This is a genomic window from Streptomyces sp. HUAS 31 (assembly GCF_028198125.1).
GTDB lineage: Bacteria > Actinomycetota > Actinomycetes > Streptomycetales > Streptomycetaceae > Streptomyces > Streptomyces chartreusis.
The window spans coordinates 6,818,918-6,838,800 of record NZ_CP116353.1; the positions used below are offsets into that span (position 1 = coordinate 6,818,918).

At 69.8% G+C, this 19,883-nt stretch carries 21 protein-coding genes; 20 read left to right on the forward strand and 1 reads right to left on the reverse strand.

Features of this window, described 5'->3' with window-relative positions:
• Positions 1-195: 195 nt before the first annotated feature.
• From lepB to PGH47_RS30540, 8 genes are all read left to right on the forward strand, one after another.
• Positions 196-969, forward strand: a complete 774-nt coding sequence (gene lepB / locus PGH47_RS30505; RefSeq protein WP_271666032.1) for a signal peptidase I — start codon at positions 196-198, stop codon at positions 967-969.
• Entirely contained in the window at positions 959-1,471 is a 513-nt protein-coding gene (locus tag PGH47_RS30510; RefSeq protein ID WP_435887785.1) for an NUDIX hydrolase, read from the forward strand. Before lepB ends, PGH47_RS30510 begins: the two co-directional genes overlap by 11 nt.
• A gap of 56 nt (positions 1,472-1,527) precedes the next feature.
• On the forward strand, positions 1,528-1,836 hold the full coding sequence (locus PGH47_RS30515) for a DUF2469 domain-containing protein (RefSeq protein ID WP_003965949.1): 309 nt from the start codon (positions 1,528-1,530) through the stop codon (positions 1,834-1,836).
• A 107-nt stretch (positions 1,837-1,943) separates the two neighbouring features.
• The gene (locus tag PGH47_RS30520) at positions 1,944-2,306 is read left to right on the forward strand and encodes a YraN family protein (RefSeq protein WP_271666034.1); all 363 of its coding nucleotides are present in this window, start codon (positions 1,944-1,946) and stop codon (positions 2,304-2,306) included.
• On the forward strand, positions 2,307-3,911 hold the full coding sequence (locus PGH47_RS30525; RefSeq protein WP_271666035.1) for a YifB family Mg chelatase-like AAA ATPase: 1,605 nt from the start codon (positions 2,307-2,309) through the stop codon (positions 3,909-3,911).
• Positions 3,908-5,161 (forward strand): DNA-processing protein DprA, encoded by a 1,254-nt coding sequence (gene dprA / locus PGH47_RS30530; RefSeq protein WP_271666036.1) that lies wholly within the window; start codon positions 3,908-3,910, stop codon positions 5,159-5,161. The genes PGH47_RS30525 and dprA overlap by 4 nt, the downstream gene beginning before the upstream one ends.
• A 312-nt stretch (positions 5,162-5,473) precedes the next feature.
• Entirely contained in the window at positions 5,474-6,316 is an 843-nt protein-coding gene (gene whiG, locus PGH47_RS30535) for an RNA polymerase sigma factor WhiG (protein WP_271666037.1), read from the forward strand.
• Between the two features lie 94 nt (positions 6,317-6,410).
• Positions 6,411-6,968: a TetR/AcrR family transcriptional regulator gene (locus PGH47_RS30540; protein ID WP_126902808.1), complete on the forward strand. Its 558-nt coding sequence runs from the start codon at positions 6,411-6,413 to the stop codon at positions 6,966-6,968.
• A gap of 136 nt (positions 6,969-7,104) precedes the next feature.
• Here the strand turns inward: PGH47_RS30540 and PGH47_RS30545 are convergent, their stop codons facing one another.
• A complete protein-coding gene (locus PGH47_RS30545; protein WP_443048564.1) occupies positions 7,105-7,770 on the reverse strand; it encodes a M23 family metallopeptidase in 666 nt (221 codons plus the stop codon).
• Between the two features lie 341 nt (positions 7,771-8,111).
• Here PGH47_RS30545 and rpsB point away from each other — a divergent pair, with 341 nt between their 5' ends.
• From rpsB to PGH47_RS30605, 12 genes are all read left to right on the forward strand, one after another.
• On the forward strand, positions 8,112-9,017 hold the full coding sequence (gene rpsB / locus PGH47_RS30550; protein ID WP_271666038.1) for a 30S ribosomal protein S2: 906 nt from the start codon (positions 8,112-8,114) through the stop codon (positions 9,015-9,017).
• Positions 9,018-9,172: 155 nt separating this feature from the next.
• Positions 9,173-10,009: a translation elongation factor Ts gene (gene tsf, locus PGH47_RS30555; RefSeq protein ID WP_271666039.1), complete on the forward strand. Its 837-nt coding sequence runs from the start codon at positions 9,173-9,175 to the stop codon at positions 10,007-10,009.
• Between the two features lie 195 nt (positions 10,010-10,204).
• Entirely contained in the window at positions 10,205-10,963 is a 759-nt protein-coding gene (gene pyrH, locus PGH47_RS30560) for a UMP kinase (protein ID WP_030048937.1), read from the forward strand.
• Positions 10,964-11,131: 168 nt separating this feature from the next.
• Positions 11,132-11,689 carry a ribosome recycling factor gene (frr, locus tag PGH47_RS30565; protein ID WP_030952117.1) on the forward strand — a complete coding sequence of 186 codons (558 nt, stop codon included), beginning with the start codon at positions 11,132-11,134 and terminating at the stop codon, positions 11,687-11,689.
• Positions 11,689-12,843, forward strand: coding sequence for a phosphatidate cytidylyltransferase (locus tag PGH47_RS30570; protein WP_271666040.1), 1,155 nt, complete (start codon positions 11,689-11,691; stop codon positions 12,841-12,843). The genes frr and PGH47_RS30570 overlap by 1 nt, the downstream gene beginning before the upstream one ends.
• Positions 12,844-12,988: 145 nt before the next feature.
• Positions 12,989-13,438: an SRPBCC family protein gene (locus PGH47_RS30575; protein WP_271666041.1), complete on the forward strand. Its 450-nt coding sequence runs from the start codon at positions 12,989-12,991 to the stop codon at positions 13,436-13,438.
• Positions 13,439-13,503: 65 nt separating this feature from the next.
• Positions 13,504-14,610 (forward strand): 23S rRNA (adenine(2503)-C(2))-methyltransferase RlmN, encoded by a 1,107-nt coding sequence (gene rlmN / locus PGH47_RS30580; RefSeq protein WP_125528637.1) that lies wholly within the window; start codon positions 13,504-13,506, stop codon positions 14,608-14,610.
• A 218-nt stretch (positions 14,611-14,828) separates the two neighbouring features.
• Positions 14,829-15,914, forward strand: a complete 1,086-nt coding sequence (locus PGH47_RS30585; RefSeq protein ID WP_271666042.1) for a thiamine ABC transporter substrate-binding protein — start codon at positions 14,829-14,831, stop codon at positions 15,912-15,914.
• A complete protein-coding gene (locus tag PGH47_RS30590) occupies positions 15,890-17,569 on the forward strand; it encodes an ABC transporter permease (protein WP_271666043.1) in 1,680 nt (559 codons plus the stop codon). The genes PGH47_RS30585 and PGH47_RS30590 overlap by 25 nt, the downstream gene beginning before the upstream one ends.
• Entirely contained in the window at positions 17,570-18,598 is a 1,029-nt protein-coding gene (locus tag PGH47_RS30595) for an ABC transporter ATP-binding protein (protein ID WP_271666044.1), read from the forward strand.
• A gap of 25 nt (positions 18,599-18,623) precedes the next feature.
• Positions 18,624-19,415 (forward strand): maleylpyruvate isomerase family mycothiol-dependent enzyme, encoded by a 792-nt coding sequence (locus tag PGH47_RS30600; protein ID WP_271666045.1) that lies wholly within the window; start codon positions 18,624-18,626, stop codon positions 19,413-19,415.
• Between the two features lie 207 nt (positions 19,416-19,622).
• Complete coding sequence (locus PGH47_RS30605; protein ID WP_031013754.1) at positions 19,623-19,826, forward strand: cold-shock protein; 204 nt, start codon at positions 19,623-19,625, stop codon at positions 19,824-19,826.
• The last annotated feature ends 57 nt before the right edge of the window (positions 19,827-19,883 follow it).

Here is a 19,883-nt window from a genome sequence, read left to right on the forward strand (position 1 = left end):
AGCCCTTGCGGCCCCGGGGCGCCTGATGGCGCTTTCCGGGGCCGTCTTCTTGAGACGCCCGTACGGCTCACCGCCGCACCGCCCGGGACCGGGCTCCGGCCGGCTCCGAAGACTGGCGAAAGCTTTGCCGAGCCGGTGCCTCCGGGGCTCAGGAGGGCTGCCCCCTTTCGGTACCGCCGGGTAGGGTGCCGACTCATGGGTGGCGAGAGCACTACACGTACGGCGCCGCGTGACGGTGGCGCGAGCAGGGGCCAGGCGGGCAGCCGGACCGGACAGCGCTTGTCCGGGCTGGCCGTGGCGCTGGGCCTGGTGCTGTTCCTGGGCGGGTTCGCCTGGGGAGCGGTGGTCTACCGGCCGTACACCGTGCCCACCAGTTCGATGGCGCCGACGATCGGCGCCGGTGCGCGGGTCCTGGCCGAGCGCATCGACGGCGACCAGATCCGCCGGGGCGACGTCGTCGTCTTCACCGACAAGACCTGGGTGACCAACGCACCCGTCGTCAAGCGCGTGGTCGCGACCGGCGGCGACACGGTGTCCAGCACGGGCGGCAAGCTGACCGTCAACGGCAAGAAGATCGACGAGCCGTACCTGGCCGACGACGGCCTCGGCGAGCTGCAGAACTTCCCGAGCGTGACCGTGCCCGAGGGCAGGCTCTTCCTCCTCGGCGACGAGCGCAGCGGCTCGCTGGACTCCACGGCCCACCTCACGGACGCCGCCAGCGGCACCGTGGCCCGCAGCGCCGTCTCGGCCCGGGTGGATGCCGTCGTATGGCCCATGAGCGGCATGCTGGAGCGCCCCACGGGCTTCGAGCAGCTCGGCGCGCTGTCGCCCCAGGGGCCGCTGCGCACGGTCGTCGCGCTGATCCTCGTGGGCGGTGTGCTGGTCCTGGCAGGCGGGGCCTACGGCCCGATCGAGAAGCGCTTCGCGGGCCGCTCCCGCGTGCGGCCGGAGCCCGCCAGTGCCCGCTGAGGCGGTGCAAGGGCACGACGACGGGTTGCGCAAGGTAGCCCGGGTCGTGCTGCTGGACCCCGACGACCGCATCCTCCTGCTGTACGGCCATGAGCCGGAGGATCCGGCCGACGACTGGTGGTTCACGCCCGGCGGGGGACTCGAGGGCGAGGAGACGCGAGAAGAGGCCGCACTGCGGGAACTCGCAGAGGAAACGGGCATCACGGAGGTCGAACTCGGCCCCGTGCTGTGGCGGCGGACGTGCTCGTTCCCGTTCGCGGGACGCCGCTGGGACCAGGACGAGTGGTACTACCTGGCACGTACGACACAGACGGCGACCCGGGCCGTGGCACTCACCGAGCTGGAGCGGCGCAGCGTCGCCGGTGCGCGCTGGTGGACGTGTCAGGAACTTGCCCGAGCGCATGAGACGGTGTATCCGACCAGACTCGCCGAGCTGCTGCGCACTCTGCTCGACGAAGGTCCCCCCGCCGGGCCCGTGACCCTCGACACCGAAATTGTCTAGGTGCTGACGGGACTGGCGCACAATGGTGGGATCGCACGGCTGAAGGGGAACATGCCATGAGCGCCGAGGACCTCGAGAAGTACGAGACCGAGATGGAGCTCAAGCTCTATCGGGAGTACCGCGATGTCGTCGGTCTGTTCAAGTATGTGATCGAGACCGAGCGGCGCTTCTACCTGACCAACGACTACGAGATGCAGGTGCACTCGGTTCAGGGTGAGGTGTTCTTCGAGGTGTCCATGGCGGACGCCTGGGTGTGGGACATGTACCGGCCGGCGCGGTTCGTGAAGCAGGTTCGAGTGCTCACGTTCAAGGACGTGAACATTGAGGAGCTGAACAAGAGTGATCTGGAGCTTCCGGGCGGGTGACGTTCACTCGCGGGGGTGAGGAAGTTATCCACAGTCACGGACTTGTCCACCAAGATCCAATAGCTCGCTGAGCTGCTCGCATTGTTGGCGCCGGAGGTGGTGCCGACATGAACGCACGCAGTGCACTCGGCAGGTACGGCGAGGGCTTGGCCGCGAGGCGGCTGGCCGAGGCCGGGATGACGGTTCTGGAGCGCAATTGGCGCTGCGGCAGGACCGGTGAGATCGACATCGTGGCTCGGGACGGGGACGTCCTGGTCGTGTGTGAGGTGAAGACACGCAGGAAGGGTGCCTTCGAGCATCCGATGGCCGCGGTGACCCCGGAGAAGGCCCAGCGTCTGCGGGGCCTCGCGGAGAGCTGGTGCCACACCCACGGAGGCGCACCACCGGGAGGCGTCCGCATCGACCTGGTCGGCGTCCTCCTGCCGGAGCGGGGTGCCCCCGTCGTGGAGCACGCGCGGGGGGTGGCCTGAATGGGGTTCGCTCGTACGTGCTCGGTTGCGCTGGTCGGTGTCGAGGGTGTCGTGGTCGAGGTCCAGGCGGATCTGGAGCCCGGGATTGCGGCGTTCGCGCTGGTGGGCCTGCCGGACAAGAGCCTGACGGAGAGCAAGGACCGCGTGCGCGCGGCGGTCGTGAACTCGGGTGTCGCGTGGCCGCAGAAAAAGCTGACCGTGGGCCTGAGCCCGGCGTCCGTGCCGAAGAGCGGCAGCGGCTTCGACCTCGCCGTCGCCGCGGCGGTCCTCGGGGCGGCCGAGCGGATCGACCCGAGGGTGCTCGCCGACATCGTGATGATCGGCGAGCTGGGCCTCGACGGACGTGTGCGACCGGTGCGGGGCGTCCTGCCGGCGGTGCTCGCGGCGGCCGATGCGGGGTACGAGCAGGTGGTCGTCCCCGAGTCCGCGGTGCCGGAGGCGTCACTTGTACCGGGCGTCTCGGTTCTGGGCGTGCGGAGTCTGCGCCAGCTCATCGCGGTCCTCACCGATGAGCCCGTTCCGGACGAGGAACCCGTCTCGGGCGAGATCCGCCCGGACCCGTTCCTGGCGGGCCTGGCGCTCCCGGGCACCGGGCTCGGCTCGGTCACGGGAGGTCACACACCGGATCTCGCGGACGTGGCCGGCCAGCACGTGGCCCGAGCGGCCCTGGAAGTAGCCGCGGCGGGACGGCATCACGTCTTCTTCAAGGGCCCGCCCGGAGCCGGCAAGACGATGCTGGCCGAGCGCCTTCCGGGCCTGCTGCCGGAACTGAGCCGACAGGAGTCGCTGGAGGTGACAGCGGTCCATTCGGTAGCGGGCATCCTTCCGCCCGGCCACCCACTGGTCGACATGCCGCCGTACTGCGCTCCGCACCACTCGGCGACCATGGCCTCCCTCGTCGGCGGAGGCAACGGCCTTCCCCGGCCGGGTGCGGTGTCCCTGTCTCACAACGGGGTGTTGTTCCTCGACGAGGCGGCAGAGTTCCACAGCAGCGTCCTGGACGCGTTGCGTCAGCCGTTGGAATCCGGCCATGTCGTGATCGCCCGGGCGGCCGGGATGCTGCGGATGCCCGCGAGGTTCCTCATGGTCCTGGCGGCCAATCCATGTCCCTGCGGCCGCCACGGCCGGGGTGAGGACATCTGCGAGTGCAGGCCCTCCTCCATCAAGCGATACCGGGCCCGGCTGTCCGGCCCGTTGATGGATCGCGTGGACCTCCGGGTGACGGTCGAACCGGTCGCCCGAGCCGAACTGCTCCAGCTACACACAAGTGCGGAGACGACGGCGACGGTCGCCGAACGGGTCAAAGCCGCTCGGGAACGGGCGGCCGCGCGTTACGAGGGAACGCCTTGGCGCACCAACAGTGAGGTGCCCGGACATGAGCTGCGCACCCGCTGGCACGTTCAGCCGGGAGCCCTGCGAAAAGCCGAGGAGGACCTCGACCGGGGCCTTCTCACGGCGCGCGGCCTGGACCGGGTCCTCCGCGTGGCCTGGACCCTGGCCGACCTGGCAGGTCGCAACCGGCCCTCGGTGAACGACGTGAACTGGGCTCTTGAACTGCGCACGGGCGTCCGCCGCGGAGCGGTGCTCGAAGGGATCGGAACATGACCGGCTGCGGGGAGCGTCGCGGTGACGGCGGCGGAGCGGCGGGCCTCGGGCCGGGGCAGCAGGACGATCGCGCTGCCCCGGGCGGGGACAGAGAATCGGAAGGCGATGGGACAGCGGACGGTGAACTCCTCGACCGGGTCTTCCTCAGCCGTGTCGTCGAGCCCGGGGACGAGGTCGTCGGGCGGTGGGTGCGGGAGTTCGGGTCGGGGGAAGTGGTGGGGCGGCTGCGGGCGGGGGCGGAGCCCTTGCCCGGGGTGAGTTCCAAGCGGTGGGAGGGGCTGCGGGCTCGGGGGGCGCGGGCCGAGCCCCGGGTGGACCTTGCCGTCGCGCGGGAGGCGGGGGTGCGGTTCGTGTGTCCGGGCGACATGGAGTGGCCCGGACAGCTCGACGATCTGGGGGACGCCCGGCCCGTCGGGTTATGGGTGCGAGGGCCGGCCAGTCTGCGGATGTGGGCCCTGAAGTCCGTCGCCGTGGTCGGAGCGCGCGCCTGCACCGAGTACGGCGCCCACATGGCGGCCACCATCGCCGGCGGTCTCGCCGAGCGGGGCTGGGTGGTCGTGTCCGGCGGCGCCTACGGGGTCGACGGAGCCGCCCACAGGGGTGCGCTAGGGGCCGGCGGCGCCACCGTCGCCGTGCTCGCCTGCGGAGTCGACCGGCCCTACCCCCGCGGGCACACCCAACTGATCAACAGGATCGCGGAACAGGGCCTGGTGATCGGAGAACTGCCACCTGGCGATCATCCGACGCCCAGCAGATTCATCGTGCGGAACAGAGTGATCGCTGCGTTGACGCGAGGCACGGTCGTCGTGGAGGCCGCCCATCGCAGCGGCTCCCTGGTCACCGCCCGGGCGGCACAGCGGCTCGGCCGTCACACGATGGGAGTTCCCGGCCCGGCCACCAGCGGCCTGTCCGCGGGCATCCACGAGCTGCTGCGCGGAGACGCCGTGCTCGTCACCGACGCCGCCGAGGTCGTCGAACTCGTCGGCGACATGGGGGAGCTGGCCCCGGAGCGACGCGGGCCCGTCCTGCCACGGGATCTGCTGGAGCCTGCGGCCCGCAGAGTCCTGGCCGCGCTGCCCGGCCGCCGGGCCGCGAGAGCGGACGAGATCGCGCGCGGTGCGCAGACCAGCGAGGACGACGCCGTCGCGAGGCTGTACGAGCTCCGTTCACTTGGCTACGTCGAACGACACGGCGACGGCTGGAAGTTGACACGCCAGGCGATGATCTCCGTTCGCACCGGTCGAAGGTGATGCTGACCGAGCGTGTTCGGCCGTACGGGGGAACACGGACGCCCTTGTGAATTCCCCCAGTTGGGGTGTTCGGGTGATCACGTAGAGCGACCGGCATGACCCGGCGGGGCGTCCAGCGGAACGTATCTGCGTACGGCTTGTGCTCCGTCCTTCGCGCACCGCGACACTTCAGTCACGCTACGCTCACGAGGATTCCGGCTCAGACCGGCACCTCGACACCGGAAGGTCCCCAGAACGGCACCAGAGCGACATCGGACCGACAGATCCCCCAAAGCACCCCCCACTTCACGGCAGAACGGCACAAGGCAACGAATGCCCCAGCACACCTCCGGGTCCGACCGGGCGGCGGTCCCCCCAGCCGCCCGTGACGGTGGCAGCGTGCGGCCGCCCGCTCCCTCGACGCTCGACGAGCTGTGGCGGTCGTACAAGGCGACGGGGGACGAGCGATTGCGCGAGCAGCTGATCCTGCACTACTCGCCGCTCGTCAAGTACGTGGCGGGCCGGGTGAGCGTCGGTCTGCCGCCCAATGTGGAGCAGGCGGACTTCGTGTCGTCGGGGGTGTTCGGGCTGATCGACGCGATCGAGAAGTTCGACATCGACCGGGAGATCAAATTCGAGACGTACGCGATCACGCGGATCCGGGGCGCGATGATCGACGAGCTCAGGGCGCTGGACTGGATTCCGCGGTCGGTGCGGCAGAAGGCGCGGAACGTCGAGCGGGCGTACGCCACCCTGGAGGCGCGGCTGCGGCGGACGCCGACGGAGGCCGAGGTGGCCGTGGAGATGGGGATCGCGGTGGACGAACTCCACTCGGTCTTCAGCCAGTTGTCGCTGGCGAACGTGGTGGCGCTGGAGGAGTTGCTGCACGTCGGGGGCGAGGGCGGCGACGGGCTCAGCGTCATGGACACGCTGGAGGACACCGCCGCCGACAATCCGGTGGAGGTGGCCGAGGACCGGGAGCTGCGGCGCTTCCTGGCCCGGGCGATCAACACGCTCCCGGAGCGCGAGAAGACCGTCGTGACGCTGTACTACTACGAGGGCCTCACGCTCGCCGAGATCGGCAACGTGCTCGGGGTGACCGAGAGCCGGGTGAGCCAGATCCACACCAAGTCGGTCCTCCAGTTGCGGGCGAAACTGGCCGCCTTCGGTCGTTGACCTGGCCGGACGCGTGCGGGGTTCGCAGAGAGACTCCCGTCCGCGAGGGCACGTCCGTAAAGTGGTTGACGTGCCAAGGATTCGAGCGGCCTCCGTGGCCGAGCACCGGTCGATGCAGCGAGCCGCCCTGCTGGACGCGGCGCGATCCCTGTTGTCCGAGGGCGGGACGGAAGCGCTGACCTTCCCGGCCCTTGCCGAGCGGACAGGACTCGCGCGGTCGTCCGTCTACGAGTACTTCCGTTCGCGGGCCGCCGTGGTCGAGGAACTGTGCGAGGTCGACTTCCCGGTGTGGGCCGCGGAGGTCTCGGCGGCGATGGAGCACGCGGACTCGGCCGAGGGCAAGGTCGAGGCGTATGTGCGCAAGCAGCTCGGGCTGGTGGGGGACCGGCGGCATCGCGCGGTGGTCGCGATCTCCGCGAGTGAGCTGGACGCCGGGGCTCGGGAGAAGATCCGGGCGGCGCACGGCGGGCTCGTCGCGATGATCGTCGAGGCGCTGGCGGAGATGGGGCACGCGGAGCCCCGGCTGGCGGCGATGCTGCTGCAGGGCGTCGTGGACGCGGCCGTACGCAGGATCGAGCTGGGCGCTGCGGAGGAACCGACGGCGATCACGGAGGCAGCGGTGGCCATGGCGCTGCGGGGCGTCCGGGGCTGAGGTCGGTGGGGGCGCCACCCGCCCCCACTTGTGGCGTGGCTGGGGCGCCGTCCGTCCCCACTTGTGGCGTGGCTGGGGCGTCGGCCGATCCCCCGTGGCTGCGAGCGCTGCCCGCCCCCCAGCCGTGGCCGAAAGCTCAGCAGCCCGTCGACTGCGACGGCAGCGGCACCCCGAGGACCGGCAGCAGTCTCGACGGCCCGCTGCGCAGCAGCCACGGCGGGAGGAGCGAGAGCGGGTCCAGGTAGGTGTCGGCTCTCCTCAGGCCCCAATGCACGCAGGTCTCCGTGCAGTGCGACCCGGTCGCCTCCACGGTCCCGACGACCTCGCCGGCCTCCACCTCGTCGCCCTTCTGCACCTTCGCCAGGACCGGTTCGTACGTCGTCCGCAGCGGTGGATCTCCCGTCCCCGGCAGTTCCACCGACACGACCCCCTTCCCGGCCACGCGGCCCGCGAAGGAGACCCGGCCCGCTGCAACCGCCCGTACCGGTGTCCCGGCCGGGGCCGCCAGGTCGACGCCGCGGTGGCCTCGGCCGTACGTGGTCGCCGGTGGCTCCCAGCCGCGGAGGATCTTGGGCCGTACACCCACGGGCCATGCCCGGCCGACCGTCGGCACCGTGGGGGCAGGGGCCGGCTTCGGCGCCGGGTCTGGGGCAGGGGCGGTAGGCACGCTCGTGGCGGTCGGCGTCAACCGCGGGACCGGCGCCAGCAGCACGGCCGCCGTCAGGAGCAGCAGCAACACCAGCCGCACCGCCAGCCGTCCGTACGCCCTCGCCGCCGTAGCCGCCCTCGGTGCTCCCGCCATCGGGGTCGCCCAGGCCGCCGTTGCGGCCCCAGCGGTCCCCGCTGTCCTCTCACATCGCTCAGCTCGCATGCGAGAACCGTCCCGCACCTCCACGGATCATGGCCGGTATCTGTGGATAACTCCTGGGTTGTGGACAGCGGCGTCACCCGGTACCCCGTGGGTCCCGTACACTTCTTCTGGCGATCCGGGTCACCGGGTCGACTTCGCACGCCCCGACACGGCAATCGGAAACGGTCCGTGTCAGCGCCCCTCGGTCCCTAGTGGCACGGCGCATGTGGGCGTCAGGCGCGGGAGCCGTCCGGTCCCCGCGGCACAACCGAGAAATTCAAGGAGATACGGCCATGGCCGTCGTCACGATGCGGGAGCTGCTGGAGAGCGGCGTCCACTTCGGTCACCAGACCCGTCGTTGGAACCCGAAGATGAAGCGCTTCATCTTCACGGAGCGCAACGGCATCTACATCATCGACCTGCTCCAGTCGCTGTCGTACATCGACCGCGCCTACGAGTTCGTCAAGGAGACCGTCGCCCACGGCGGCACGGTCATGTTCGTCGGCACGAAGAAGCAGGCGCAGGAGGCCATCGCCGAGCAGGCCACCCGCGTCGGCATGCCCTACGTCAACCAGCGCTGGCTGGGCGGCATGCTCACCAACTTCTCGACCGTCTACAAGCGTCTGCAGCGCCTCAAGGAGCTCGAGCAGATCGACTTCGAGGACGTCGCCGCTTCCGGTCTGACCAAGAAGGAGCTTCTCGTGCTCTCGCGCGAGAAGGCCAAGCTGGAGAAGACCCTCGGTGGTATCCGCGAGATGCAGAAGGTGCCCAGCGCCGTCTGGATCGTGGACACCAAGAAGGAGCACATCGCGGTCGGTGAGGCCCGGAAGCTCAACATTCCGGTCGTCGCCATCCTCGACACCAACTGCGACCCCGACGAGGTCGACTACAAGATCCCGGGCAACGACGACGCGATCCGCTCCGTCACCCTGCTCACCCGTGTGATCGCCGACGCCGTCGCCGAGGGCCTCATCGCCCGTTCCGGCGTCGCCACCGGTGACAAGGGCGAGAAGGCCGCGGGCGAGCCGCTCGCCGAGTGGGAGCGCGACCTGCTCGAGGGCGAGAAGAAGGCTGAGGAGGCCCCGGCCGCCGAGGCTGCCCCCGCCGCCGAGGCCGCTGCCCCCGCCGAGGCCGCTGCCCCCGCCGAGGCCGAGAAGGCCGCCGAGGGCGAGAAGAGCGCCGAGGGCGAGCAGGCCTGACCACCCCGTCAGCGTTGACGGCGGGAGCGGTGACATGAGATCCGCTCCCGCCGTTCACCCGTAGGTCGACGGAAGGTCAGGGCTCCCGATTAAACGGGGGCCCTGGACCCCGTAGATCTCCGATCTTCCAGACTTCGAGAAAGACTCACAGACTCATGGCGAACTACACCGCCGCTGACGTCAAGAAGCTCCGCGAGCTCACCGGCGCCGGCATGATGGACTGCAAGAAGGCGCTGGACGAGGCCGAGGGCAACGTCGAGAAGGCCGTCGAGGCGCTCCGTATCAAGGGCCAGAAGGGCGTCGCCAAGCGCGAGGGCCGCTCCGCCGAGAACGGCGCCGTGGTCTCCCTCATCGCCGACGACAACTCCTCCGGCGTCATCGTCGAGCTGAAGTGCGAGACGGACTTCGTCGCCAAGGGCGAGAAGTTCCAGGCCGTCGCCAACGCGATCGCCGAGCACGTCGCGAAGACCTCCCCCGCCGACATCGAGGCCCTGCTCGCCTCCGAGATCGAGGCCGGCAAGACCGTCCAGGCGTTCGTGGACGAGGCCAACGCCAACCTCGGCGAGAAGATCGTCCTGGACCGCTTCGCGCAGTTCACCGACGGCTTCGTCCTCGCGTACATGCACCGCACGATGCCCGACCTGCCCCCGCAGATCGGTGTCCTCGTCGAGCTGGACAAGCCGAACGCCGACGTCGCCAAGGGCATCGCCCAGCACATCGCCGCCTTCGCGCCGAAGTACCTCTCCAAGGACGACGTGCCGGCCGAGGTCGTCGAGTCCGAGCGCCGCGTCGCCGAGGAGACCACCCGCGCCGAGGGCAAGCCCGAGGCCGCCCTGCCGAAGATCGTCGAGGGTCGCCTCAACGGCTTCTTCAAGGACGCCACGCTGCTCGGCCAGCCGTACGCGCTGGACAACAAGAAGTCGGTCCAGAAGGTTCTGGACGAGGCCGGTGTCACCCTGAAGCGCTTCTCGCGCATCAAGGTCGGCATCTGAGTCCGTACCGCGATCGACGCCCCGTCCCTATAGGGTCGAAGGCAGTCGTTGGCGGACGCCGCCACCGCGCACGCGCGCGTGACGGACGACAGCAGATCTGACGAGGAGGCCATTGCCGCGCATGGGATGCGAAACACACCCGAGCCGGCAGTGGCCTTCTTCGTATGTGCACCACGTAACAAAGGCGGGATCTCGATGACCACCAAGGCCCAGAAGAGCGACGACGGCAAAGTACGCGGCCGGTTTCTGCTGAAGCTGTCCGGAGAGGCCTTCTCCGGTGGCGGGGGCCTCGGCGTCGACCCGGACGTGGTGCACAAGATCGCCCGTGAGATCGCGGCCGTCGTGCGCGACGGCGCGGAGGTCGCGGTCGTCATCGGCGGCGGCAACTTCTTCCGCGGCGCGGAACTCCAGCAGCGCGGCATGGACCGGGCGCGCTCCGACTACATGGGCATGCTCGGCACCGTCATGAACTGCCTCGCCCTCCAGGACTTCCTGGAGAAGGAAGGCATCGACAGCCGGGTCCAGACGGCCATCACCATGGGGCAGGTCGCCGAGCCCTACATCCCGCTGCGTGCCGTACGGCATCTGGAGAAGGGCCGCGTGGTCATCTTCGGTGCCGGCATGGGCATGCCGTACTTCTCCACCGACACCACCGCCGCCCAGCGCGCCCTGGAGATCGACGCCGAGGCGCTGCTGATGGGCAAGAACGGTGTCGACGGGGTCTACGACTCCGACCCCAAGACCAACCCGGACGCCGTCAAGTTCGACTCCCTCGGCTACGGCGAGGTCATCACCCGCGACCTGAAGGTCGCCGACGCCACGGCGGTCACGCTGTGCCGCGACAACAAGCTCCCGATCCTCGTCTTCGAGCTTCTGGCGGAGGGCAATATCGCCCGCGCCGTCAAGGGTGAGAAGATCGGCACGCTTGTGGGTGAGCAGGGCGGTCGGGGCTGACGCTTCGACAACAAGCCCGTCCGGGGGACGGACGGGACGGACCCTGACCGGGGGATGGACAATGTCCTGCCGGTCGGGAACCGTGCAGGAAGAAGACGCGACGCAGCCGGCCGCCGCCCCACCGAGGAACCGCAGCCGGGCCTTACTCAAGACACGCAGGAGCAAGTGGTGATCGAAGAGACCCTCCTCGAGGCCGAGGAGAAGATGGAGAAGGCCGTCGTGGTCGCCAAGGAGGACTTCGCCGCGATCCGCACCGGCCGTGCGCACCCGGCGATGTTCAACAAGATCGTGGCCGACTACTACGGTGCGCCGACGCCGATCAACCAGCTGGCCTCGTTCTCCGTGCCGGAGCCGCGCATGGCCGTCGTGACCCCGTTCGACAAGAGCGCGCTGCGCAACATCGAGCAGGCGATCCGCGACTCCGACCTCGGCGTCAACCCGAGCAACGACGGCAACATCATCCGTGTGGTGTTCCCGGAGCTCACCGAGGAGCGCCGCCGCGACTACATCAAGGTCGCAAAGGGCAAGGGCGAGGACGCCAAGGTGTCCATCCGCTCGGTCCGCCGCAAGGCCAAGGACGCCATCGACAAGCTGATCAAGGACGGCGAGATCGGCGAGGACGAGGGCCGCCGTGCGGAGAAGGAGCTCGACGACACCACGCACAAGTACGTCGCTCAGGTGGACGAGCTCCTCAAGCACAAGGAATCCGAGCTGCTCGAGGTCTGATGAACGACTCTTCCTGGGGGGCGGCGCCCGGGGCCGGGCAGGCCGGGTACTGGGGGACCTCCGAGCGTGGACCTGTCCAGGGGGCTGCCCCGGCGGGTCCCGCGTACGATGCGCCTGAGGCGCCTCACACTCGCCCCATGCCCATCGTGCCCGACGTACCCGCGTATGGCGGAGACCAGGATGACGACCGGGGGGCCGCTCGGCTGAGTGGCCCCCTGTTCAGCAGCCGGCCACCGCAGTCGCGGTCTCATGACACGCCGCAGGCGCGGCCCTTCGAGGCGGCGTCGCAGAATCCGGAGCCCATGCCCGACGCCCCGCCGCCGGCGCCCCAGCAGAGGAAGAGCGCTGGGCGCGACCTGGGCGCGGCGATAGGAGTCGGTGTCGGCCTCGGCGTGGTGATCGTCGCGTCGCTGTTCGTCGTCAAGGCCGTCTTCGTCGGTGTCGTCGCGGTCGCCGTCGTCGTGGGTCTGTGGGAGCTGACCAAGCGGCTGGAGGAGCGCAAGGGCATCAACGCTCCGCTCGTGCCGCTCGCGCTGGGCGGCGCGGCCATGGTCGTCGCCGGATACGTCCGCGGGGCCGAGGGTGCCTGGGTCGCGATGGCGCTGACCGCGCTGGCGGTGCTGGTCTGGCGGATGACCGAGCCGCCGGAGGGCTATCTCAAGGACGTCACGGCGGGTGTCTTCGCGGCGTTCTACGTGCCGTTCCTTGCGACCTTCGTCGCGATGATGCTCACGGCCGACGACGGTCCCTGGCGCGTCCTGACGTTTCTGCTCCTGACGGTCGTCAGCGACACCGGCGCGTACGCGGTCGGCTGGCGCTTCGGCAAGACCAAGCTCGCCCCGCGCATCAGCCCCGGCAAGACCCGCGAGGGCCTGCTCGGAGCGGTGGGCTTCGCGATGGTGGCGGGCGCGCTGTGCATGGAGTTCCTCATCGACGACGGCAGGTGGTGGCAGGGCCTGCTCCTGGGCCTCGCCGTCGCGGCCAGTGCCACGCTGGGTGACCTCGGTGAGTCGATGATCAAGCGGGACCTCGGCATCAAGGACATGGGCACGCTGCTGCCGGGGCACGGCGGGATCATGGACCGACTGGACTCGCTGCTGCCGACGGCGCCCGTGGTGTGGCTGCTGCTGGTCCTGTTCGTGGGATCCGGCTGACGGTTCGACAGGTGTCCGAAGAGCCCCCTTCCGCGCGGAACGGGGGCTCTTCGGTTTTCCGCACCCGCTTCTCGCAGAGCGACTGATCCGTGCCGTGTGGGACGATTTCGGTGTACGCCCGTAAAGGCACTCAAAGGGGGTCGCCATGACCGCCATCCGAGAAATCATCGACGTCGACCGGACTCCAGCCGATGTCTACGCGTACATCACGGACCCCTCTCACCTGCCGGAATGGCAGCTGAGCGCCGTCTCGGCCGAATCGCTGGACGAGGGCCCGATCCACGCGGGCTCCCGGGTCCGGGTCACCCGGCGCGTCGGGAACCGCCAGATGCCGATGACCGTGCGGTTCGATCAGCTCGACCCTCCGTACAGCTGGGACCTGCACGGGATCGACGGCCCCGTCCGGGCCCGCACCCACGGCCGTATCGAGTCGCTCGACGACGGGCGCCGCTCCCGCGTCACGATCGACATCGACTTCGAGGGCTACGGCCTCGGCAAGGTCCTGATCCCCTTGGTCGTCCGGCCCCAGGTCCGCAAGGAGCTGCCACGCGACGAGAAACTCCTGAAGGACCGGCTGGAGGGCACGACGGACTAGGGAGCGATCTCACGGGTCGACGGTGGAGCGGGCCACACGAGTGGATCTGCGACACTGGTTGAGTTATGCCTGCACCCGGAGAACTTACTTTCGTCGCCCCCCGCGGAGCCAAGAAGCCGCCGCGGCATCTTGCTGACCTCACGCCCGGGGAGCGTAAGGACGCCGTCGCTGCGGTCGGGGAGAAGCCGTTTCGTGCGAAGCAGCTGTCGCAGCACTACTTCGCGCGGTACACGCACGACCCCGAGCAGTGGACCGACATCCCTGCCGCCTCGCGCGCCAAGCTGCGGGAGGAGCTGTTCCCCGAGCTGATGACCGTCGTACGGCATCTGTCGACCGACCAGGGCGAGACCCGTAAGACGCTGTGGCGGCTGTTCGACGGGACGCTCGTCGAGTCCGTGCTGATGCGGTACCCGGACCGGGTGACCATGTGCATCAGCTCGCAGGCCGGGTGCGGGATGAACTGCCCGTTCTGCGCGACCGGGCAGGCCGGGCTGGACCGGAATCTGTCCACCGCCGAGATCGTCCACCAGATCGTGGACGGAATGCGGGCGCTGCGGGACGGGGATGTTCCCGGAGGGCCCGCGCGGCTTTCCAACATCGTCTTCATGGGGATGGGCGAGCCGCTCGCCAACTACAACCGGGTCGTGGGGGCCATCCGCCGGCTCACCGACCCCGAGCCCGACGGGCTGGGGCTGTCCCAGCGCGGGATCACCGTGTCGACCGTCGGTCTCGTCCCTGCCATTCACCGGTTCGCCGACGAGGGCTTCAAGTGCCGGCTCGCGATCTCGCTGCACGCCCCCGACGACGAGCTGCGCGACACCCTCGTGCCCGTGAACACGCGGTGGAAGGTGCGCGAGGTGCTGGACGCCGGGTTCGAGTACGTCGAGAAGAGCGGCCGCCGGCTGTCCATCGAGTACGCCCTCATCCGGGACATCAACGACCAGGCCTGGCGTGGTGACCGGCTCGGGCGGCTGCTCAGGGGCAAGCCCGTGCATGTGAACCTGATTCCGCTGAACCCGACGCCCGGGTCGAAGTGGACCGCCTCCCGGCCCGAGGACGAGAAGGCGTTCGTCGAGGCCATCGCCGCGCACGGTGTACCGGTGACGGTCCGGGACACCCGTGGTCAGGAGATCGACGGGGCCTGCGGTCAGCTCGCGGCCACCGAGCGGTAATCTGAGCGCGTACACCCGTACGTACATCTTCATATTCCGACAGGGGAGCGCCACAGCGCTGAGAGTGCGGCAATCGGGCCGCAGACCCTCTGAACCTTGCCCAGGTCATTCTGGGTAGGAAGTTCGGTCATCACTCAAGCTGTTGCGCCCTGCCCGGGAGCCGAAGAGGCCCCTGGGCAGGGCCGCGTCTCTTCCTGGTCAACCCCAGGAGGAATCCAGTGAGCATCACCAAGAAGGCCACGGTCTTCGCCGTCGGGCTCGGTCTCGTCACGCTGTCCGCGTGCGGTTCGTCGGACTCGGGGAGCGACAACTCCGAGTCCGGGAGCAAGACCGTGACCCTCGTCAGCCACAACTCGTGGGCCGTCTCCAAGGGCGTCCTCGCCGCGTTCGAGAAGCAGTCCGGGTACAAGGTCAAGGTCCTGGAGGACGGCGACGCCGGGCAGGCCGTGAACAAGGCCATCCTGACCAAGGACAACCCGCAGGGCGACGTCTTCTTCGGCGTCGACAACACCCTGCTGTCCCGGGCCCTCGACAACGACCTGTTCCAGTCGTACGAGGCCAAGGGCTCCGACCTGATCCTGCCCGAGTTCCGGGTCGACCAGGACAAGCACCGGGTCACCCCCGTCGACACCGGTGACATCTGCGTCAACTACGACAAGGCGTACTTCAGCGAGCACGAGCTGGCCCCGCCGACGTCGTACGACGACCTGATCAAGCCCGCGTACAAGAACCTCCTCGTCACCGAGAACGCCTCCACCTCCTCGCCCGGCCTCGGCTTCCTGCTCGGCACCGCCGCGAAGTACGGCGACGACGGCTGGCAGGACTACTGGAAGAAGCTGAAGGCCAACGGCGTCAAGGTCGTCGACGGCTGGGAGCAGGCCTACAACGAGGAGTTCTCCGGCTCCGCCGGCGGCAAGAAGGCCAAGGCCGACCGGCCGCTCGTCGTGTCGTACGCCTCCTCGCCGCCGGCCGAGGTGATCTACGCCGACCCGAAGCCGACCAGCGCTCCGACGGGTGTCGCGGACGGCACCTGCTTCCGCCAGGTCGAGTACGCGGGCCTGCTGAGCAACGCCAAGAACACCGAGGGCGGCAAGGCGCTCCTCGACTTCCTGCTGACCAAGGAATTCCAGGACGACATGCCGCTGAACATGTTCGTGTACCCGGTGCGGGAGGCCGCCCAGGTACCGGAGGAGTTCACCGAGTACGGGCCCCGGGCCAAGAACCCCGAGACCCTGGACCCGGCGAAGATCGCCGACAACCGTGACGACTGGGTCAAGTCGTGGACCTCGCTCGTACTGAAGTAGCGGCCCCGGCTTCGGCACCTCGCAAGAGGGGCGCGGCGGTGCGGCTCGGTCTCATCGCCGTGCCCGTCGCGTTCTTCGCGGTCTTCTTCGCCTACCCCGTCGCCGCGATCGTCTCGCGCGGTCTGAAGGTCGACGGGGCATGGCAGTTCGGGCGGCTGTGGGACGTGCTCGGGGAGTCCGACATCCGGCACGTCCTGTGGTTCACCACCTGGCAGGCGTTCGCCTCCACCGCGCTGACCCTGCTCGTCGCGCTGCCGGGCGCGTACGTCTTCGCCCGCTTCGACTTCCCCGGCAAACAGGTACTGCGGGCCGTGGTGACCGTCCCCTTCGTGCTGCCGACGGTCGTCGTCGGTACGGCCTTCCTCGCGCTCGTCGGCCGCGGCGGACTCCTCGACGAGCTGTGGGGCGTACGGCTCGACACCACCGTGTGGGCGATCCTGCTCGCGCACGTCTTCTTCAACTACGCCGTCGTCGTAAGGACGGTGGGCGGTCTGTGGGCGCAGCTCGATCCACGGCAGGAGGAGGCCGCGCGGATGCTCGGGGCGTCGCCCCTGAAAGCCTGGCGTCAGGTCACCCTCCCGGCGCTCGCGCCCGCCGTGGCCGCCGCCGCGCTCATGGTCTTCCTGTTCACCTTCACCTCCTTCGGTGTGGTGCAGATCCTCGGCGGACCGACCTTCTCCACCCTCGAAGTGGAGATCTACCGGCAGACCTCCGAGATCTTCGACCTGTCCACGGCCGCCGTCCTGACGATCGTCCAGTTCCTGGCGGTCGCCGCGATCCTCGCCGTGCACGCCTGGACGGTACGGCGGCGGGAGAGCGCCCTGCGCCTGGTGGACGCGTCGGTGACCGCCCGGCGGCCGCGCGGGGCCGGCCAGTGGGCGTTGCTGGCCGGTGTCCTGGCCGTCATCGTCGTACTCCTGCTGCTGCCGCTGGCCGTGCTGGTGCAGAGGTCGTTCGACGCCCCCGACTTCGGCTACTACCGTGCGCTGACCAGCGCCGACGGCGGTGTCTTCCTCGTCGCCCCGATCGAGGCGATCGGCAATTCGCTCCAGTACGCCGTCGTCGCCACCCTCATCGCCGTGGTCATCGGTGGTCTGGCCGCCGCGGCGCTGACACGGCGGGACGCGGGGAGGTTCGTGCGGGGCTTCGACGCGCTGCTGATGCTGCCGCTCGGGGTGTCGGCGGTGACGGTCGGGTTCGGGTTCCTGATCGCGCTGGACGAGCCGCCGCTCGATCTGCGGGCCTCCTGGATCCTGGTGCCGCTGGCCCAGGCGCTGGTCGGGGTGCCCTTCGTCGTACGGACCATGCTGCCCGTGCTGCGGGCCGTGGACCAGCGGCTGCGCGAGGCGGCGTCCGTGCTGGGGGCCTCGCCGTGGCGGGTCTGGCGTGAGGTCGACCTGCCGATGGTGCGGCGGGCGCTGCTGATCGCGGCCGGGTTCGCCTTCGCGGTGTCGCTGGGCGAGTTCGGCGCGACCGTGTTCATCGCCCGGCCCGACAACCCGACCCTGCCGGTCGCCGTCGCACGTCTCCTGGGGCGGGCCGGCGAGCTCAACTACGGCCAGGCGATGGCCCTTTCGACGGTACTGATGGTGGTGTGCGCGGTGGCGCTGCTGGTCCTGGAGCGGCTCCGTACGGATCGGACGGGGGAGTTCTGAATGAGGCCGGGTCTGCTGAGTCTCGAAGGTGCGACCGTACGGTTCGGTGGGCGCCCTGTCCTCGACGCCGTCGACCTCGATGTCGCCGAGCACGAGATCGTGTGCGTGCTCGGGCCGAGCGGCAGCGGCAAGTCGACGCTGCTGCGGGCCGTGGCGGGGCTGCAACCCCTCGACGCCGGGCGGGTGTCGCTCGACGGCCGGGACCAGTCGGGGGTGCCCGCGCACAAGCGGGGCGTCGGGCTGATGTTCCAGGACCATCAGCTGTTCCCGCAGCGGGACGTCGGTGGCAACGTCGCCTTCGGGACCCGGATGCACGGCGCCTCCAGAGCCGAACAGGCCGAGCGGGTAAGGGAGTTGCTGGACCTGGTCGGACTGCCGGGCGCCGCCGGGCGAGCCGTCGCCTCGCTGTCCGGCGGGGAACAGCAGCGGGTCGCGCTGGCCCGTGCCCTCGCGCCCCGGCCACGGCTGCTGATGCTGGACGAGCCGCTGGGGCAGCTCGACCGCTCGCTGCGGGAACGGCTCGTCGTCGAACTCCGTGAGCTGTTCGGGCAGTTGGGCACCACCGTGCTGGCCGTGACGCACGACCAGGGCGAGGCGTTCGCGCTCGCCGACCGGGTCGTGGTGATGCGGGACGGGCAGATCGCGCAGAGCGGGACGCCGCTTCAGGTGTGGCAGCGGCCGGTGGACGAGTTCGTGGCGCGCTTCCTCGGCTTCGACAACGTGGTCGACGGCACCGTCGCGGGTCAGGCCGCGGACACGCCCTGGGGGAAGCTGCCGGTCGGCGAGGACGCCGCTCAGGGCCCGCGGACGCTGCTGGTCAGGCCGGCCGGGGTGCGGCTCGTGGGCCCCGACACGGGACTGCGCTGCACGGTCGCCGCCCGCACGTTCAAGGGCACGCACGTCGCCGTGCACCTCCAGCCGGAGGACGCGCCGCGCCTGGAGGCGGCCTGCGCGCTGCGGGACGCCCCGGAGGTCGGGGACGCCGTCGGGGTCGAGTTCGACGCGGCCGAAATTGTCGTGCTGGGCTGATCACACCGCGCATAGGGTGCGGGACATGACACTCCTGGCCCATGACCGCTACTGCGACGAGATCGCCCACCAGGTCGGCCTGCTGCGAGCCGTGCTGACCTCCGGCGCCGATCTGTCGGCGACCGTGCCGACCTGCCCGGACTGGTCGCTGGAACAGCTCGTGCGGCACACCGGCGGCGCCCTGCGCTGGGTGGAGCTGATGGTGCGGACGCGGGCGCAGGACGAGATCCCGGAGGAGAAGGTCCCGCTCCACGGCGGCCCCGACGGCGATGGCGACCCCGCCGCCCTGGACGCCTGGCTGGCGGAGACCGGCGACATGCTGGTCGACGCGCTGAGGGAGGCCGGGCCCGACACGGAGATGTGGGGCTGGGCCGGGGTCCACAGCTCCGGGTTCTGGGCCCGCCGTATGGCCCACGAGCTGACCATCCACCGCGCCGACGCCACGCTCGCCGCCGGACTGCCCTACGAGGTCGCGCCCGACGTCGCCGCCGACGCGATCGACGAGTGGCTCCAGATCATCGAGTGGGCCCAGCGGAACATGCCGGACGATCCGACGACGGACCTGCGCCGGCCGGGCAGCATTCACCTGCATGCCACGGACGGCAGCCCAGCGCTGGACGCCGAGTGGCTGATCGATCTTTCCGGGGACGTGATCGCCTGGCGGCGCGGCCATGAGAAGGCGACCGTCGCGCTCAGGGGGCCGCTCACCGCCGTACTGCTCGGGTTCTACCGTCGGCTGCCGCTGGACAGCGACGAGCTGGAGGTGCTCGGCGAGCGGGAACTGCTGGAGTTCTGGCTGGAGCGGGCCAGCTTCTAGCGGCCGTGCGAGGGCGACGGCTCCGGAAAACCGCGTGGCGCTCCCCTTGAAGATCTACTTCGAGCGCCGAGCTGTGCTACGGTTTACGCGTTGCAGTTGTGGTACCCATGAACCTATGTGCGCCTGACGGGAATGCTATCCATCGGGCGCATTAGTTGTTTTCCCGGCATCTCCGGATGGGGCCTCTGCCTACAGAAGGAGAAAGTCATGGCACAGGGAACCGTGAAGTGGTTCAACTCTGAAAAGGGTTTCGGCTTCATCGAGCAGGACGGCGGCGGCCCCGACGTCTTCGCCCACTACTCGAACATCGCGACCCAGGGCTTCCGTGAGCTCCAGGAAGGCCAGCGGGTCACCTTCGACGTCACGCAGGGCCAGAAGGGCCCGCAGGCGGAGAACATCGTTCCCGCCTGATAGCCGGACGCGTATCCGCTCAGCCGGGGTCCGCACCGCATGGTGCGGACCCCGGTT

What these genes read in the sequence shown, in the direction of transcription:
- lepB (WP_271666032.1), top strand. Translation starts at nt 196, where the DNA reads ATGGGTGGCGAGAGCACTACACGTACGGCGCCGCGTGACGGTGGCGCG.
- PGH47_RS30515 (WP_003965949.1), top strand. Translation starts at nt 1,528, where the DNA reads ATGAGCGCCGAGGACCTCGAGAAGTACGAGACCGAGATGGAGCTCAAG.
- PGH47_RS30520 (WP_271666034.1), top strand. Translation starts at nt 1,944, where the DNA reads ATGAACGCACGCAGTGCACTCGGCAGGTACGGCGAGGGCTTGGCCGCG.
- PGH47_RS30525 (WP_271666035.1), top strand. Translation starts at nt 2,307, where the DNA reads ATGGGGTTCGCTCGTACGTGCTCGGTTGCGCTGGTCGGTGTCGAGGGT.
- dprA (WP_271666036.1), top strand. Translation starts at nt 3,908, where the DNA reads ATGACCGGCTGCGGGGAGCGTCGCGGTGACGGCGGCGGAGCGGCGGGC.
- whiG (WP_271666037.1), top strand. Translation starts at nt 5,474, where the DNA reads ATGCCCCAGCACACCTCCGGGTCCGACCGGGCGGCGGTCCCCCCAGCC.
- PGH47_RS30545 (WP_443048564.1), bottom strand. Translation starts at nt 7,770, where the DNA reads ATGGCGGGAGCACCGAGGGCGGCTACGGCGGCGAGGGCGTACGGACGG.
- rpsB (WP_271666038.1), top strand. Translation starts at nt 8,112, where the DNA reads ATGGCCGTCGTCACGATGCGGGAGCTGCTGGAGAGCGGCGTCCACTTC.
- tsf (WP_271666039.1), top strand. Translation starts at nt 9,173, where the DNA reads ATGGCGAACTACACCGCCGCTGACGTCAAGAAGCTCCGCGAGCTCACC.
- pyrH (WP_030048937.1), top strand. Translation starts at nt 10,205, where the DNA reads ATGACCACCAAGGCCCAGAAGAGCGACGACGGCAAAGTACGCGGCCGG.
- PGH47_RS30570 (WP_271666040.1), top strand. Translation starts at nt 11,689, where the DNA reads ATGAACGACTCTTCCTGGGGGGCGGCGCCCGGGGCCGGGCAGGCCGGG.
- PGH47_RS30575 (WP_271666041.1), top strand. Translation starts at nt 12,989, where the DNA reads ATGACCGCCATCCGAGAAATCATCGACGTCGACCGGACTCCAGCCGAT.
- rlmN (WP_125528637.1), top strand. Translation starts at nt 13,504, where the DNA reads ATGCCTGCACCCGGAGAACTTACTTTCGTCGCCCCCCGCGGAGCCAAG.
- PGH47_RS30595 (WP_271666044.1), top strand. Translation starts at nt 17,570, where the DNA reads ATGAGGCCGGGTCTGCTGAGTCTCGAAGGTGCGACCGTACGGTTCGGT.
- PGH47_RS30600 (WP_271666045.1), top strand. Translation starts at nt 18,624, where the DNA reads ATGACACTCCTGGCCCATGACCGCTACTGCGACGAGATCGCCCACCAG.
- PGH47_RS30605 (WP_031013754.1), top strand. Translation starts at nt 19,623, where the DNA reads ATGGCACAGGGAACCGTGAAGTGGTTCAACTCTGAAAAGGGTTTCGGC.